Raw genomic sequence first — 18,211 nt, 5'->3', positions numbered from 1 at the left:
ACTTTATGGATACCCCTAATCGTTCACGTGAAAAATTACAGTCTACAGTTTCTCCTTGGCTAACCTACATTGCTTATATTTTAGGATTTTGGATAATATTACCCTTGTATTTTGGTCGTTTAGTAGTCAAAGGTAAGGAAAATATTCCTAAAAACGGTTCAGTAATCGTTACTCCAACTCATCGATCTCGTTGGGATGCCTTAATAATTCCTTATGCGGTAGGTCGTGTAACTAGTGGACGAGATTTACATTTCATGGTTTCTTCTAGTGAAATGAAAGGTTTTCAAGGTTGGTGTATCCGAAGATTAGGAGGTTTCCCAATTAATTCTAAACAATTAATTGGTGGAGGTTTGGATTATAGTGTAGAAATTTTAAAAAAAGAAAAGATGTTAGTTATTTTCCCAGAAGGAGGTATCTTTAGGGGATCTCAAATTCGAACTTTGAAAAGAGGTACAGCTCATATTGTTTTAGGTGTAAAATCTGAAAAGCCTAATAATATAGTAAAAGTTTTACCAATCAGTATTCAATATAGTCAATTTTTCCCTTCTTGGTGGACAAAAGTTATTGTAAACATAGGTTTGCCTATGGATATAAATATATATGATTTCCAAAATACTAAAAATGATTCTGAAAGATTGACTTATGAACTAGAATCTCATTTAAGAAGATTGCATACAAGAAATAATATATTTGAAGAATTAAATTGTACTTAATGCCAAAAAGATATTAGTTATTTTTAATGTATAAAATAGTTTTAATACTAAGAAATAATTGATTCAATTTTTGCAAAAATCATTCTTCCTGTGGAAGTTTGAATTACAGAAGTTACAGAAACACTTGTAGTTTTCCCGACATATTTTTCTCCCTCTTTTATAACTACTATAGTACCATCTTCTAAATATCCTACCCCTTGACTAGTCTCTTGCCCTGATTTAATAATTTTAAGATGTAATATATCCTCAGGAAGGTAAATTGAGCGACTAGCTTCAACAATATCGTTAATATTAAGAATATTTACTTTTTGTAATGTGGCTACTTTACTTAAATTATGGTCATTTGTTAAAAGAATTCCGTTAATTTCTTTAGCAAGATCGATTAACTTTGCATCAATAGTAGAAGCTTTTGTATGATAGTGTTGGTAAATAGAAAAACTTTCAGGGTTAGACCTCTGCATTCTATTTAATATATCTAATCCTCTACGTCCTTTGAAACGTTTTTGATTATTATTATTATCTGCTAATATATGTAATTCATCCAATACGAATCTAGGAATTAGAATTCTCCCCTCAATAAATCCTGTATGTACTAGTTTTTCTATGCGTCCATCTATTATGCAACTAGTATCAATAATTTTGACAGAAGCAGCCTGAAGTTTATTTTCTTTAGCTAACCAAGTTTCAGACACCCTGAAATTTATTAGTCTTAGAATAGTATTCTGATGAGCGCCTGCTATGCTAACTCCCATAAAGGAAAATATAGTACTTCCTAAAATGGCAGCCATAGGTTTAATAAAAGTAAATTCTTGAGGTATAGGTAATAAGAAAATTGGAGCAAGTGTAAGATTAGTTATAATGAGTCCTGTAATAAGTCCCATTGATCTTGTTAAGGTAAATTCTATGGGAATAGTTCTAGCATATGTTTCTATATTTCTATACGTAGTTTGAGCAACCAAACCAAAAATCAATCCTAAAATTGAAGAACAAAAAGCTCCTAACCATCTTAAGCTATTTATATCAGCGATTTGTTTTTGTAATTCTAAAGAAAGTAAATCAATACTATTAAAACCAATCCCAGCAGCTACCAGAATAAATGTCGTAATTATAATAACATCAATCATAATTTTAATTACCTCAACAAAACATACATAAACTATCAAATCTAACTTAAAAAAGTTTATTTACTATCGTATATTTACTGATTTAATTACTTCTCTTTTATTTTTAAATAATTAGACTATTGTTTTAACTGCTAATAAATAAGTTACTAAACTTATTTATAGTTATCAATATGTTTATGGCTATTATGATCTTAAATCATAGTTTGTAGTAAGTAAAATAAGAAAAATTTCTATAACTTGTTATTAAAAATAGTGTCTTTTTTAAAAATTTTATGCAGCTAAGAATATTACTGTAATCTTTGTTATTCAACCAGCTTCTAAAAACTAAGATGATCTAAATTTTAGTATCGTAGTAATTTATATTTATTAATTACTACTACTTTTTCATTTAATTAAATTTTAGCTGTTTAGACATTCAATTATAATTAAGATGATGATTTAACTGATATAGAGAGATTTAAGGAGATAAGCGATCAAGACTCCATTTGTTATCATCATTCAATGCATAAACAAATCTATCGTGTAATCTATTACTTCGTCCTTGCCAAAATTCAAACTGCTTAGGAACGATTCTATATCCACCCCAAAAAGATGGTAAAGGTATTGTCTTATTTTGAAATTTTAGCTTTAATTCTTCAAATTTATTCTCCAACATACTTCTTGAAGAAATAATATTACTTTGATGTGAGCACCAAGCACCCAATTGACTACCTCGAGGACGATTAATAAAATATGCTAAAGATTCTGTTGTTGAAATTTTACTAGCGATTCCTTCAATTTTGACTTGACGCTCTAAAAGAAACCATGGAAATAACAAGGCAACATTAGAGTTACCCTCAATTTGTTTGGCTTTTTTACTTCCATAATTTGTAAAAAAGACTAATCCTTGTTCATCAAAATATTTTAAGAGAACTGTTCTCGAGGAAGGCTCTCCTGCTTCCGAAACAGTTGCTAGAACCATTGCATTTGGTTCTGGTAGGCTTGTTTGAACATACTCCTCAAACCATTTTTCAAACTGATGAAAAGGATCGGAAGATAATTCTTCTTTTACTAAGCCTTTGCAGTTATATTCTTGTCTTAAAGAAGTTAAGTCCATAGATAAGTCTAATTTTTAATACTTATATATTTTAAACAAAAAATTGAAATATATAAATTAATAAATATTTATTTTGGTTATATTTTGAGGGCACATAATACCCTCAAAATATAACCAAAATAAAAAGCAAATTATTATGTTTTATCTTTGTTTAAGTTCACAGATGAATTTTTTTTACTCATCATCTTTTTCTTTACCATAAATATTCCAAGGAGTTTCTGCTTTAGTGTAAGCACGAGCAATATTATCATCTAAAATCATATTCTCATCTACCTTATCTAAAGTAGATCCTAGTAATCGATTAGAGTGCTCCCTATCATATTTATTATTTTGCTTACTTTCTTTCTCATGTTGATTGTCAGAATTGTCATCGCTGGCGTCTACAGCTCCTGTAAGCATTTCTTCGTGAACATTAAAACCAGTACCTGCAGGAATTAAACGACCAATAATTACATTTTCTTTTAAACCTCTCAGCCAATCAGATTTTCCTTCGATAGCTGCTTCAGTTAACACACGAGTAGTTTCTTGAAATGATGCTGCGCTTATAAAGCTGTCTGTATTTAAAGAAGCTTTGGTAATTCCCAACAAAACAGGAGTATACATAGCTGGAGCACCACCTGTAATAGACATGGCCTCGTTTACTTGTTCTATTTGCCTTAATTCTACTAATTCACCAGGTAACATTGTTGTATCCCCTCCATCATCAACCCTAACCTTTGCAGTCATCTGACGAACAATAACTTCAATATGTTTATCAGAAATATCAATTCCTTGAGATTGATAAACAACTTGTACCTGATCAACCAAGAATTTCTGAGCTTCTTGTAAACCAATTAAAGCAGCTTCATAAACTCCTTTCTTATCAACATAATGATTAAAAAATACTTCTAATAATTCATGCGGATTGGCTGGACCATCAGTTAAATGTTCACCAATATCAACTTTTTGGTTGTCTGAAACAATAACGTTTTGATTAAGAAGAATAGGATAGTCAGTTTCTGCTCCATCTTCCTCAACAACTTTCATTGATAAAATTTCATTGTCGCTATATTCAATTTGGCAAACTCCTGGTTTTCGAGCTAATATACAAGCTTCTTTAGGTTTCCGAGCCTCAAGTAACTCTTCAATTCTAGGTAAACCTTGTATAATATCTCCTGTTTTTGCTCTTTCATAAACCAGTAAGACCAAATTATCCCCACGTTGAACTAAATCTCCATCATCAACATGTAGAATAGCTCCAGCAGAAACTCTATAAGGACGAGCTAGCCGCAAAGTTACTTTATAATTTGATGCACTGATTTTATTTATAGAAGATATTAGTCCTGATTCAGCTGTGATTACTCCAGAAGCAAGTTCTGTCCCTGCTACAACCAAGTCATTTTCCTTAACTTTTGGTTCTTCATTTAATGTAAAAACTTGGATATCTTCATTGCGTACTACTAAGAGACGACGTACTGCTTCAAGGCCATCTTTTATTCCTCGAATTCGCCCATTTTCTTTGCATCGAATTTGGGTTTTTGCTACTATGTCACCTGGAGATATTTGATCCCCATTCGATACTAAGACACTAGTTTTAATTATTCCACCGTAAGGATCTGTATCAAGATCACGACGTAGTGTCAACGACTCTAAAATAACTAGTTGTAAGCGCTGACAATCTTTTTTATCATCATCTTTTAATTCAATATCTGCTACCAAAGTAGAGGATAGTTGATCATTACCAGTTTCAATTTCCAGTACTAACTGAGTATTTAAAAGGTGAACTCCATCAACCGATTTTACTCTTTCTCCATCTTTATAAAATAATTTTTGTACAGTTCTTAATTCAATATGTCTTTCTAAATCTTTTCCATTAATTGAATTTTGAGATGGAACTTTTGGTTTGTGATTAATATTATACTCTTCGACAGGGCGTAACAATAAACCTTGTCCTTCAGTACTTTCAATCCACTCTACTTGGCATAAATCAGTACTAACAACGCCAGGCAATACCTCAGTTCCTGGAGGAACAAGATCTTCATTCTTTAATACGACCTCATTTGGATCAACATCTAAATGAAACTCTCCAGGCTTAATAATAATTTCTCGTAAAATGTCATTTTTTTGAACAACTTCAACAACACCTGAAGACTGGCAAAAAATATCTTTTACCACTTCAGTACCTGCTTCAACATATTGTCCATCTTCAACTATTAATAGAGAAATATCTTTATTAACTTCATGAGTTTCTTCGGGAACCCATAGTAGAGTTCCTCCTCCTAATATTTCATAACCAGTTTTCCGACTTCCTTTAGCGACTTCGATGCCGCCATAACGTAAAATACCACCTGTAGAAGTTTCACAACGGTTATCAATTAGTTCTGCAATAACCGCATGATTTTGTACCTTTGTTTCAGGAGTTGCTTTTAATAAAAATCTCTGATTTTCAGCTGTATAGATTATATATTGCTCATGCCCACCACTGCTTTCTCTACGTATTTCAGCCTTATCTAAAGATACAGAGGCAGTAATAATATCTATTTCACGGCTTTCAGAAAGATACCTTACTATCCCTCCGTTCATCGATACTAATTTAGTTTCTGCTAGTACATCTTCTTCTACTACCTGATCCCCATTTGACACTGTTGGTTCTGCCCCAGGAGGAAAGTTATATACTTCTCCTGATAATATCCATACTAATCCCCCTCTTTGGGCAATATGAGTCGTATTCCCTTGGCGGTCAGTTTTTTCTTCTGACACTAGGCTTGCAAAAAATACTTCTCCAGCTAGATCGGTAGATACATCTTTTGTTGCTCGTTCTGTAGCACAAGTTGTTTTAGCGGACGTTACCTCGGCTAGCATTTTATCTTTCTGAACACTATCACCATCAGCAACAAACAAGACTGAGCCAGGAGTTATGGAATAACTAGATTTATCATCATTTTTGCTGGAACACCAATTTAATTCCCCACCTACTTCAACTTGAAAAGCGTCTTCTCCATGACGTGTACGTACTTTACGAGCACTTAATCCTTTGTTCCATCTTATGATTCCTTCGCTAGGAGATTTAATTTGTTCAGCAACTTCACCAGTGAATACTCCTCCAGTATGAAATGTTCTCATGGTTAACTGAGTTCCAGGCTCACCAATTGACTGAGCTGCAATTATACCAACTGCTTCGCCAAGATCTACGAAGCGACCTGTTGCCAAGCTCCATCCATAGCAAGATTGACATACTGAACGGGCTGCTTCACATGTTAGAGGTGAACGTACAATTACATATTCTACGCTGGCACCAATTTTGGCAGCAAGCTCTGCATCAATTGCCTGATTCCTTTTAGCTAGAATATCATTTCCTACAATTACATCTTCAGCTAAAACTCTTCCTAGTAATCGATCTCCTAGCGCTATTTTTACACGCTCACCGTCTTTCATGGCTTTAACCATTAATCCACGACGAGTTCCACAATCTATTTCTCGAACAATTACATCTTGAGAGACATCTACCAGTCTCCTAGTCAAATACCCTGAATCAGCTGTCCTAAGGGCAGTATCTACTAGGCCTTTTCGAGCCCCATATGAAGAAATTACATACTCTGTTACTGTTAAACCTTCACGAAAATTAGTTTTAATTGGCTGATCTATAATTTGACCTTGCGGATCAGCCATTAAACCACGCATTCCAACTAATTGTCGCACTTGACTCATGTTGCCTCGCGCCCCAGAAAAAGCCATCATATATACTGAATTTAGAGGGTCTGTCTTTCTAAAATTACGAACAACCTCATCTTTAAGTTCTTCTGATGTACTATTCCAAGTATCAATAACTTTTTGAAAACGTTCTACTTCAGTTATTTCTCCACGAGCATATCTAGCTTCTGTCCTACTAATTTCTTGTTCAGCACTCTGAAGCATTCCCCGCTTGGCAGGGGGAACTGTTAAGTCATCAATACTAATAGATACTCCAGCTTTGGTTGCATAGCGAAATCCTAAGTTTTTCAAATCATCCGCTACTTGAGAACTGTGAGCTGAACCATAGTTACGAAAAGCTAAAGCGATTAGTTTTTTTAAGCGACGTTTGTCAACAATTTGATTATAGAATGTCATTTTGGTTAGTAGTTTATAGTTAATAGTAATTGATAACCAATAATAAATAGTTATTGATATCTATCATTGATGCTTCTTCTGTTTAAACCTCTTCTGCTTCAAGATCCTCTGTAGTCAGTGACTCATAAGTTGGACGATTGGGTGAACGGCGTTGACTGTCGATCATTAAATCAACTTCTACATCTCGACTTGTTCCATCATCAGCAGTTTCTACTTTGTGGACAGCAATATCTAATCCTAAGGACTGTAGTTCTCTCATTAATACCTTAAATGATTCTGGTGTCCCTGGACGAGGTATAGGTTTTCCTTTGACGATGGCATTTAAAGCTTCGTTTCTTCCTTCCATATCATCAGATTTTACTGTCAATAATTCTTGTAATGTATATGCGGCACCATATGCTTCTAAAGCCCATACTTCCATTTCTCCAAAACGCTGACCACCTTGTTGGGCTTTACCACCAAGAGGCTGCTGAGTTACCAAAGAATAAGGACCTGTTGAACGTGCATGAATCTTATCGTCTACGAGATGCACTAGCTTTAACATATAAGCTTGGCCGACAGTGATAGGACGATCAAATTTTTCTCCGGTACGTCCATCGTAAACAGCTATCTTGCCTGGATGATTGTTTTCATACACCCAATTCTTGCGAGGTTTCTCAGCTGCTTTAGCTAATAAGCCATGAACAGTTTTACGAGATGATTCTTCACCATACATTTCATCAAAAGGAGTAATCTTAAATCGTACTCCTAAATTTTCTCCAGCCCAACCAAGTAGGCATTCAAATACTTGTCCAACATTCATCCTCGATGGAACACCTAAAGGATTTAATACTATATCCATAGGTCTTCCGTCAGGAAGATATGGCATATCTTCAATAGGTAAAATTCTTGAAATAATTCCTTTATTTCCATGACGCCCTGCCATTTTATCGCCAACTTGAATTTTACGTTTCTGAGCTACATAAACTCTAACAACTATATTCGCTCCTGGAGGTAACTCATCACCCTGCTCTCTTGTAAATACTCTTACATCTACTACTCTTCCTTTTTCACCGTTAGGAACCCTTAACGAATTATCTCTTACATCTCGTGCTTTTTCTCCGAAGATGGCTCGAAGTAGTTTTTCTTCTGGTGGCTGATCCGATTCTCCTTTTGGAGTTACCTTTCCTACAAGGATATCTCCTGCTTCTACCCATGCTCCAATATGAATAATCCCTTGTTCATCTAAGTTCTTAAGAGAATCTTCTCCGATATTAGGAATTTCTCGGGTGATCTCTTCTGGACCTAATTTTGTTTGACGAGCTTCGATTTCGAATTTTTCTACATGAATGCTTGTATATATGTCATCGAACACTAAACGCTCACTAATCAAAATAGCATCTTCATAGTTATATCCCTCCCAAGGCATATATGCTACTAGAATATTTTGACCGAGAGCTAATTCGCCCCCTTCAGTAGCAGAACCATCTGCCAAAACTTGTCCTGGTACTACATCTTCACCGACATATACTAGTGGTCTTTGGTTTAGGCAAGTATCTTGATTAGAACGTTGATATTTTTGTAAGATATACTGTATCTCTTGACCAACTTTATCATGATTTTCTGGGCCAGTGACTTTTACTCGTATCTTATTAGCATCAACATAACTAACAATTCCTTCAGTTCTAGATACAATAACCATCCCAGAGTCTCTAGCGGCCTGGGCTTCAAGACCTGTGCCAACAAGAGGCCGTTCTGGACGTAGTAAAGGAACTGCTTGTCTTTGCATGTTAGAGCCCATTAGAGCGCGGTTTGCGTCATCATGCTCTAGGAAAGGTATCATAGAAGTTGCAACAGAAATAATCTGCACAGGAGAAACAGCTACAAAGTCTACTTGATCAGGACTAGTTATAAAAAATTCTTGACGATAACGTGTAGGAACTACACTCCCTATTATATTACCATCTGTATCAGTACTAATGTCACCTGGTGCAACTCTGAGGTCATCTTCTTCATCAGCGGTAAGATAAGTTGGATCTAGATCTCTTCTAACTCGCCCATTCTCTACTCGATAATAAGGAGTTTCAATAAAGCCATATTGATTGACCCTAGCATAAGTAGCTAAAGAACCAATTAAACCAGCATTGGGACCTTCAGGAGTTTCAACAGGACAAATACGTCCATGATGAGAAGGGTGAATATCTCTGACTGCAAAACCAGCTCTTTCTCTAGCAAGACCTCCAGGACCTAAAGCCGATATACGCCTTTTATGAGTTAATTCAGCTAGTGGATTAGTTTGATCCATGAACTGAGATAATTGAGATGAACCAAAAAACTCTTTTATTGCAGCTACTAAAGGCTTAGGATTAACTAGAGAAGCTGGTGTTAAGCTATCAGATTCACTCACTGTCATTCGTTCTCTAATAATTCTTTCGAGACGATTTAAGCCAACCCTAACTTGGTTTTGGAGCAATTCTCCAACTGAGCGTACTCTACGATTTCCTAGATGATCAATATCATCTACAGTTCCGATGTCAAATTCTAAGTTTATTAGATAATCTATTGCAGATAAAATGTCTTGTTGACGCAAAACACGCATTGTATCTGGAGCAGTTAAGCGAAGTTTTTTATTAAGTTTATATCTTCCTACTCGGCCTAAGTCATAACGCTTACTATCAAAGAAACGAGATTCTAGAAGTTGTTGCCCTCCACTAACAGTAGGAGGTTCACCGGGTCTTAATTTTCTATACAACTCTAGTAAAGCATCTTCTTCTGTAGGGTTGCCTTCTTTTTCCAAAGTTCGTTGATAGAATTCAGGATGACGTAAAGAATCAAAAATTTCATTATCGTTTAACCCAATAGCCTTTAAAAGAACCTGAGCTGATAATTTACGAGTTTTATCTATCCTAACCCATACCAAGCCATTTTTATCAGTTTCAAATTTTAACCAAGCTCCTCTATTAGGAATCAAAGAAGCTGAATAAGTACGCCGTCCATTTTTGTCAGTTTCTGCTTTATAGTATACTCCTGGTGAACGGACTATCTGATTAACAATAACTCGTTCTGCACCATTAATAATAAATGTTCCTCTATCAGTCATCAATGGTAAATCACCAATGAAAACTTCTTGTTCCTTTATTTCTCCTGTTTCTTTATTAATTAAACGAGTAGGAACATACATTTGTACCGAATAAGTACTGTCTCGGCGTTTTGCTTCATCGACATCATGTTTCGGCTCTTTTAATTTATAGTTGTTTCCTAAAAAATGTAGCTCTAGCTTACCTACATAATCAGTAATAGGAGAAAAGCTATTAAGTTCTTCGATTAATCCTTCTTCAAGAAACCAACGAAAACTTAAATGCTGAATTTCGATAAGATCGGGGAGGAGGTTGTAGTTATAGATCAAATTATTCATAGGTTGATCAACTGAGCATTATTAAAAATATACTGTCAAAAATTAATTGATAACTGAAATAGTTTACAGGCGTTACGTCGCTTGTCGATTCATACTTGCTAATAATTCATTATTCCTTTTAGTAGACTGACTTTTTGCCAAAATATTTTGAGTATGTTTTCAAGCCTTAAAATTGTATTGCGACAGTAAACACTAAATTATTTTTAATTCTGTAATCATTATCAAGTTTTTTCCTTAAGATTTATATTGCTATTATTGACTATCGAATTTACATCAATTCAGTCTTTATAAAAACAAATAAAGCTTAAGATTTTGTTACTATATGGTCTACTTGTGAATATCTAGAGGGTATAAGCTAATTATCAAGAGTAATGTTTACATAATTGACCCTTTATTAAACTTTAATAAAGTTAAGTAAACAACTTTTATTTCTGACTATGGGTTTTTAGATAGTTATGAAAATTCATAAGTCGCGTTAACCTCATCTAGATTAATGTGCTACCTAAAATTGACTAATAAAGAATATTTAGAAAAATATTTTTTAGCTTTAGCTTTTATTAATCATTCGTTATTTTAGGAAGTAAAAGCAAGTTTTATGAGTCCGGGACAACTTTCTGTAAGAATTTTGCTAACCGTGCTTTTTTTCTGGCACCATTGTTACGATGTAAAACGCTTCTTTTAACAGCCTTGTCGATTTTACTGTAAGCTGCTGACATACTCTTTTCAACTATTGCTTTATTATCGGTAGTTGGAGCTGCAGCATAATTTTCTACTGCTTGGAAGTATTTTTTCATCAAAGTTTTTACAGCTGAACTGTAGCTCTTGTTGCGGAGCCGGTTACGTTCAGCAATTTGAATACGCTTAATTGCAGACTTTGAGTTAGCCACGATTTTTATCCAGGAAAAATTATTGAGTATAATGATAATTGATTCTATCAGACTTAGAATTATAGCAGAACATACTGAAAGTACGCAATAAATATATAATTTTATTTCAAAATTGAGAAAAGCTGAAGCTACATATTTTTTCCTTAGATACTTTATATGTCTTTTCTTAATAAAAAAATTATATTTACAAAAAATTATTTTTAGATTTTATTTTCTACAATAAAACTAGCTTAGAAAAAATATTCGTTCGTACATATGGAATTTGTATCAAAAATAAATCTAACTTCTAGTACTAATAACAAAGAAACTTTTTTAGATATATTAAATCCAAAAGGTGCTGAAATTATTCTTGGAGAGACTATTTCTTCAAGTTTTATTTCTCCAGTCAGTCCTTCCCCTTCTACAATGTTTGGACCTAGAGGGGCATGTTTGATTTCCGAAGATGGACCACTTTGGGTATGTGATACTGGTCATCATCGTTTACTAGGATGGAAGTATCGTCCTGAGAAAGATAATCAAGCCGCCGATTGGGTTATCGGGCAACCAGATTTTTATCATGAAGGTCAAAATGCTAAAAGCAATGTTCAAGCAAACACTTTAAATGTTCCTACAGGTATTTGTCATTTTGAAGAAGGGCTTATCGTTGCTGATGCTTGGAATCATAGAGTATTGATCTGGCATAAAATGCCTTCAAACAATAATGCTAAAGCAGATATTGTTTTGGGACAAAATAATTTTAATGAAAATGAATCTAACCAAGGAAATTTAACTACTGCTGCTAATAAGATGCATTGGCCTTATGGTGTTATGTATTTTCAAGGTCGCTTATTCGTTGCTGATACAGGCAATCGTAGAATATTAGTATGGAACAAACTCCCAACAAAGAATGGGCAACCTGCAGATTATGTTCTCGGACAGTCAAATATGAATTTAAGAGATGAAAATGGAGGAAAAGATCCAAACTCCAGTAGTCTACGATGGCCTCATGCGTTAACTATCTGGAATAATAACTTGGTAGTAACTGATGCTGGTAATAATCGAATTATGATTTGGGATGGTATTCCTACCAATAGTAATACCCCATGTTCTTTTGTCTTGGGGCAAAACAATTTTAGAGACACCGAACTAAATAAAGGTAATTATTTTCCTTCATCTAATTCTCTTAGTATGCCATATGGAATAGCAGTAATAGATAAATGGTTAATTTCTGCTGATACTGCAAATTCTCGTCTTATAGGATGGAATAACAAGCCTGTTATTGGACAACTGGCTAAAGGATTAACTGGACAATCTGATTTCAAGATTAAAAATGAGAATCGTTTTTATGGAAAATCAAGTCGTGATAGCTTAAATTGGCCCTATGGGATTACTACTTGTAAAAATACTGCAGTAATTTCTGATTCTGGAAATAATCGCATTCTTCTATGGAGACTCTGAAATTAATTCTCATTTGGTAAATCTTAAATCATTTAAAGACTTTTCTTCAGAAATATCTTATTCAGTCTCCAATAAAATATTGTACCTATACTTGAAAAATGTAACTAAATAGAATCATTATTTTATTTAGTTATATTTTAGCTTTTGCAAAATATAATAATGTACTGAAAACGTTTGCTAAGTTTATTTCATATACCTTAGAAATTATTAACAATTAGTATCTCTTTAATCATGCATGAACTAGGAATTACTAGAAATATTGTAGCTATTGTTTTAGAAGAGGCAAAAGGCAGAAAAGTTAAACGTGTTACACTTGAAGTAGGTAAATTATCTGCAATTATTCCTCAGTCTATTCATTTTTGTTTTGATATTTGTTGCAAACAAACTTTGTTAGAAGGAGCGATTTTAGAAATTATTGAAACTCAAGGTATCGGGAAATGTCTTCAGTGCAAAACAGAAACTAGTTTGGCCCAACCCTATGGAAAATGTAGCTACTGTGGTAGTTTTGAATTAGAAATTATTCAGGGACAAGAATTAAAAATCAAGGAAATGGAGTTATAAAGAGCTATGTGTGTAACATGTGGATGCAGTAGTAACAATAATATTTCTCTGACTAAAATTGATACAGGAGAAAGGAAAAGTATTGATAAGTATAGCAATAAGTCGATTGACGATAACTCTTTGAGTCAGTTTCAAAATGAGCATATTAATTATTCACAATCTACTAAAGATTCTGAAAATATAATTAATTTGGAAAAAAAAATCTTACAAAAAAATAGTTCATTTGCTGAACAAAATCGCCTTTTTTTCAGAGAAAATAATATCTGTTCTTTAAACTTAGTAAGTTCTCCAGGTGCTGGTAAAACAACTTTATTAACTCGTACAATTAATGATTTAAAACAATACATTCCAATCAATGTTATCGAAGGAGACCAAGAAACTATTAATGATGCCAAGAAAATTAAAGAAACTGGATGCAAAGTTATTCAAATTAATACTGGAGCAGGTTGTCATTTAGAAGCTTTAATGGTTCAACAAGGCTATATGGAGTTAAACCCTCAACCTAATTCGATTTTGATGATAGAGAATGTTGGTAATTTGGTTTGCCCTGCCTTATTTGACTTAGGTGAGTCAGCTAAAATTGCCATTCTATCTATTACAGAGGGAGAAGATAAACCTCTAAAATATCCACATATGTTTAGAGAAAGCAAAGTAATGCTATTAACGAAAATTGACTTATTACCCTACCTTGATTTTAATATTAATCAATGCTTGGAATACGCTAAACAAGTAAATCCTGAATTAGATATATTTCAAGTTTCCTCTGTTACTGGAGAAGGCTTATCAGCTTGGTATGGTTGGCTTAAAAATCATTTTGTAATCCATTAACTACGAAAACAGACTTCCTATAAGTGCTTATTTTATTATGTAAACTGGGTTTACATAGTTCAACTAATTTTAAATTATTTTACTTTGACTTGAGATCATATTTAAATTTCGAGTCTTTGCCAATTTAATTGATTATTTAAATGGTCCCAACGCCACTGAATTAAAGATGCCGTTTGCCCAACTGAAATTCCAGGCAAATTAATTGCTCTTCTAGGTGATTCAGTAGCTAAAGCAATAGCAATTTCAGGAGAACATATTTTCCAATTAACTAAATTTTGAACTCCAACTAATAAAGGTAATGTTGTTCCTGCTAAAGTTTTATCTAAAAGTCTTGCTGTTCCTCTCTTTACTTCTATTTTTCTATCATCCCAAGGGTAAACCCCATCTCCCAAGCCTATAGGTGCCAAAGCATCACTTACTAAAAATATGCCTTTATCGTACAAGCTACTCCTTAATAACAAATCAATCATAGTAGTACAAACATGTTGACCGTCAGCAATTAGACCACAAGAAACATTTTCATTTACAATTGCTTCGCCCAATAATCCTGGTTGGCGGTGATGTAAAGAAGGCATTGCATTATATGCATGAGTTACCATAGATGCTCCCATTGCAAAAGCTATTTTCGCCTCCTCTGAATTAGCTTGAGAGTGCCCCAAGCTAACAATTATCTCTTTTGATAATAAATATGGAATAACTTTTTTAGTTTTATCTAATTCAGGAGCTAACGTAACTATTTTAACAATATCTTGATAGTCTCCTAATATTTTCTTAACAAAATCAATAGATGGTTCAAGAAGGTAGTTGAAAGGATGTGCTCCTTTTTTTTGATGATTTAAAAAAGGTCCTTCTAAATGAACTCCAAGTATTTGAGCCGTTTGTTTATTTTGTTTATTTTGTTTATTTTGAATTTCGATGAAGTGTTTAATGGTTGATAAAGATTTCTGAATATTTTCACTTGAAGTCGTTACTATAGTTGGTAGAAAAGAATTTATTCCTTGTTTCCAAAAAAAATCACAAATTTCTTGTAATTTTGAAATTTGTGATTTATCAATATCTGTAAACGATAAACCTAAACCTCCATTGATTTGTAGGTCAAGGCCTCCTAAAGAAACCAAGTTTCCTTGTGCATCATGAATTTTATAATTTTCTAAATGGTCAATACTATGAGCTGCGTTTATTATATTTTGAATTATTCCTTGTTCATCAATTAAGATTTGTTGTAATCCTTGATGTCCAAATAACTTAGCATTAGTAATAATAGTTTTTTGCATTATATCTACTCTCGTTTTATTTGTAAGTGTTAGAACAAATTAGTAAGTAAAACTAATAAAACCGCGAATTGTTGATATAAAAACAAATTAATATTTTTCATCTTAAGACTATGGCTAATTTTTAAGTATGGTAAGAATTTTAGAATAATTTTGTTTGCATCTTAAATCTCACAAAATTTTAGGTCATTATAACCATATTTAATTTTGTGAGACTTAAAATTTATTTGAATTAACGGTTAATAAGACTTCGAGCACGACGCTCTTTTAGATAAGACATAAACTCTCGTCCTTCCCTTAGACGACGTACTAACATTTGAGGATTTCCCAACATTTCTTGGACAATAGGAATAATTGTACGACGACGGAAATAAAAACGACGATACATTTGTTCAACAGCATCTTCAATATCACTTGATGATAATCCAGGATAATGCAGTGTAGACATTTGAATGCCAGAATTGGCAACTAAATCTCCTTTACTAAACCATCCATTGTCTTGTGCTTGCTTGTATAGTTCTGTACCTGGATAAGGAGAAGCAATAGATACTTGAATTGTATGAGGACTTACCTCACAAGCAAAACGTATAGTTTCTTCAATAGTCTCTTTTGTTTCGTTTGGCAACCCAATGATAAAAGCTCCATGTACTTTAATGCCTAATTTAGTACAATTTGCCATAAACTTACGGGCTACTTCGAGTTTAATTCCTTTTTTGATACCATCAAGAACTTTTTGATTACCAGACTCAAGACCTACCAACAATAGCCTTAATCCATTATCGCGTAAAGTTTTAAGAGTTTCATAATCTAAATTAGCACGTGCATTACAACTCCAGGTTAAATTAAGCTTTTTCAAATGTTCACTGATTGCGATAACACGTTTCTTATCAATAGTAAAAGTATCATCATCAAAGAAATATTCTTGAACAGAATTACCCCAGATCGACTTAGCTAAAGCCATTTCTTGTCCTACAATATTAGGACTTTTGGCACGGTAGTCATGACCTCCAATGGTTTGTGGCCATAAACAAAAAGTACATTTTGCTGGACAACCTCTTCCTGTATATAAAGAAATATACGGATGAAGTAAATAGCCAATAAAATATTTGCGAAAATCAAGATTTTTCTGATATACAGGGAAAACACTTGGCATTGAATCCCAATCTTGAACTAATGGTCGCTCTTCAGTGTGTTTTATATTGTTGAATTTATCTCTATAACTCAACCCCTTTATAGTATCGTAAGGTTTTCCTTCAGCTAATTCCTTACAAGTATAATCAAATTCAGAACGACAAACGAAGTCTAAAACAGGATTTTCTTCCAGTGTCTCAGTTGGCAATACTGCTGCATGCGCTCCTAGGAGACCTATCTCAGCTGAAGGATTTTGCTTTTTAATCGCTTCAGCACACTTCACATCATTTGGTAAAGTTGGAGTACTGGTATACATGATAATAAGTTCGTAGTCTTTAGAGACACTAAGAACATCTTCAATACTTTGGTTATGAGCGGGAGCATCAATTAATTTACTGCCTGGAACCAAAGCCGCTGGCTGTGCCAACCATGTAGGATACCAAAAAGAAGTAATTTCTCTTTTTGCTTGATATCTTGCTCCTGCACCTCCGTCAAATCCATTAAATGAGGGCGGACTTAAAAATAAGGTCTTTTTCATAATACTTCCTCACACTATCATTTAGACAATTATCATATAATCTAACAGTCTTAGTAGGAATTAACACTTAAAGGTTCCTTAAAAACTTTTATTAAAATATAAAGTTATAAATTTTATGAGCAGTTATGTAATAGTTGCACTAAATATTTAAGCTAAAAAAATATAATCTAGACTATATTAAACAGTTTAGTCATTTATTTTCTCTTATTTTAAATTTATACACTAGAATTGAACTTATATTATTGTGTAATAGCCGAGTTGGACTTAATAACCAAAGTCATTTATTTTATTAGAGATATCAATTTCAACATTAACTTAGTTTTAAACTACAGGAGATAAATTAGCTTATGCAAGAGCTTGCCTTACGATCAGAACTTGACTTCAACAGTGAAACTTATAAAGATGCGTATAGCCGCATCAATGCCATTGTTATTGAAGGAGAACAAGAAGCCTATCAGAACTACCTCGACATGGTACATATGCTACCAAAAAACAAAGATGAACTAGTTCGTCTTTCGAAAATGGAAAATCGTCACAAAACGGGCTTTCAGGCTTGTGGTAAAAATTTAAATGTTATTCCTGATATGCAATATGCTAAGGAATTCTTTTCTCAACTTCATGAAAATTTTCAAATAGCAAAAAATGAAAAAAAAGTTGTTACTTGCTTATTAATTCAGGCTTTGATTATCGAAGCTTTTGCGATCGCTGCTTATAATATATATATTCCTGTAGCAGATCCTTTTGCTCGTAAAATCACTGAAAATGTTGTTAAAGACGAATATAAACATTTGAACTTTGGTGAAGTTTGGCTAGGGGAAAATTTTGAATCATCTAAAATAGAACTAGAAGAAGCAAACAAAACAAATTTACCTATCGTCTGGAAAATGCTAAATGAAGTTGAGCAAGATGCCAGTATATTAGGAATGGAAAAAGAAGCACTAGTTGAAGACTTTATGATTAGTTATGGAGAAGCGCTAGGAAATATTGGTTTTTCTACTCGAGAAATAATGAGAATGTCTTCTCATGGTTTACGTGCCTCCTAAATATTAGAACATTTAAAATTAATTTAGATACATAAGGGTCTAATGACAATTATGACATTTAGACCCTTTCTCCTTTTTTTTAATAAAACTGATCAATAATTA

At 33.4% G+C, this 18,211-nt stretch carries 11 protein-coding genes and 1 pseudogene; 5 read left to right on the top strand and 7 right to left on the bottom strand.

Annotated elements, in window-relative coordinates:
* The first annotated feature begins 5 nt into the window (after positions 1-5).
* On the top strand, positions 6-713 hold the full coding sequence (locus UCYN_RS02785; RefSeq protein ID WP_012953980.1) for a lysophospholipid acyltransferase family protein: 708 nt from the start codon (positions 6-8) through the stop codon (positions 711-713).
* Positions 714-760: 47 nt separating this feature from the next.
* Here UCYN_RS02785 and UCYN_RS02780 read toward each other — a convergent pair whose 3' ends face one another.
* From UCYN_RS02780 to rpsT, 5 genes are all read right to left on the bottom strand, one after another.
* Positions 761-1,837: a PIN/TRAM domain-containing protein gene (locus UCYN_RS02780; RefSeq protein ID WP_012953979.1), complete on the bottom strand. Its 1,077-nt coding sequence runs from the start codon at positions 1,835-1,837 to the stop codon at positions 761-763.
* A 457-nt stretch (positions 1,838-2,294) separates the two neighbouring features.
* Complete coding sequence (gene pdxH / locus UCYN_RS02775; protein WP_012953978.1) at positions 2,295-2,933, bottom strand: pyridoxamine 5'-phosphate oxidase; 639 nt, start codon at positions 2,931-2,933, stop codon at positions 2,295-2,297.
* 174 nt (positions 2,934-3,107) lie between these two features.
* Positions 3,108-7,019, bottom strand: a complete 3,912-nt coding sequence (locus UCYN_RS02770; RefSeq protein WP_012953977.1) for a DNA-directed RNA polymerase subunit beta' — start codon at positions 7,017-7,019, stop codon at positions 3,108-3,110.
* Between the two features lie 82 nt (positions 7,020-7,101).
* Positions 7,102-10,413 (bottom strand): DNA-directed RNA polymerase subunit beta, encoded by a 3,312-nt coding sequence (gene rpoB / locus UCYN_RS02765; protein WP_012953976.1) that lies wholly within the window; start codon positions 10,411-10,413, stop codon positions 7,102-7,104.
* A 593-nt stretch (positions 10,414-11,006) separates the two neighbouring features.
* Positions 11,007-11,300: a 30S ribosomal protein S20 gene (gene rpsT / locus UCYN_RS02760; protein WP_012953975.1), complete on the bottom strand. Its 294-nt coding sequence runs from the start codon at positions 11,298-11,300 to the stop codon at positions 11,007-11,009.
* 255 nt (positions 11,301-11,555) lie between these two features.
* Between rpsT and UCYN_RS02755 the strand changes: the two genes are divergently transcribed.
* The 3 genes and pseudogenes from UCYN_RS02755 (at position 11,556) to hypB (ending at position 14,126) form a co-directional block, all read left to right on the top strand.
* Positions 11,556-12,737, top strand: coding sequence for an NHL repeat-containing protein (locus UCYN_RS02755; RefSeq protein ID WP_012953974.1), 1,182 nt, complete (start codon positions 11,556-11,558; stop codon positions 12,735-12,737).
* A gap of 231 nt (positions 12,738-12,968) precedes the next feature.
* Positions 12,969-13,314 (top strand): annotated as a pseudogene (hypA, locus tag UCYN_RS02750) (hydrogenase maturation nickel metallochaperone HypA).
* Entirely contained in the window at positions 13,305-14,126 is an 822-nt protein-coding gene (hypB, locus tag UCYN_RS02745) for a hydrogenase nickel incorporation protein HypB (RefSeq protein WP_012953972.1), read from the top strand. The pseudogene hypA and the gene hypB overlap by 10 nt, the downstream one beginning before the upstream one ends.
* A 101-nt stretch (positions 14,127-14,227) precedes the next feature.
* On the opposite strand, the gene nagA is transcribed toward hypB, so the two are convergent.
* Positions 14,228-15,400 carry an N-acetylglucosamine-6-phosphate deacetylase gene (gene nagA, locus UCYN_RS02740; RefSeq protein ID WP_012953971.1) on the bottom strand — a complete coding sequence of 391 codons (1,173 nt, stop codon included), beginning with the start codon at positions 15,398-15,400 and terminating at the stop codon, positions 14,228-14,230.
* 229 nt (positions 15,401-15,629) lie between these two features.
* Positions 15,630-17,066, bottom strand: coding sequence for a hopanoid biosynthesis associated radical SAM protein HpnJ (gene hpnJ / locus UCYN_RS02735; protein ID WP_012953970.1), 1,437 nt, complete (start codon positions 17,064-17,066; stop codon positions 15,630-15,632).
* 347 nt (positions 17,067-17,413) lie between these two features.
* Between hpnJ and UCYN_RS02730 the strand changes: the two genes are divergently transcribed.
* The gene (locus UCYN_RS02730; RefSeq protein WP_012953969.1) at positions 17,414-18,109 is read left to right on the top strand and encodes an aldehyde oxygenase (deformylating); all 696 of its coding nucleotides are present in this window, start codon (positions 17,414-17,416) and stop codon (positions 18,107-18,109) included.
* The last annotated feature ends 102 nt before the right edge of the window (positions 18,110-18,211 follow it).

Origin of the sequence: Candidatus Atelocyanobacterium thalassa isolate ALOHA (assembly GCF_000025125.1) — a bacterium.
GTDB classification, from domain to species: Bacteria; Cyanobacteriota; Cyanobacteriia; order Cyanobacteriales; family Microcystaceae; genus Atelocyanobacterium; species Atelocyanobacterium thalassae.
Note: the sequence above shows the minus strand (reverse complement) of the source record. Positions and strands in the feature narration are given on the sequence as shown.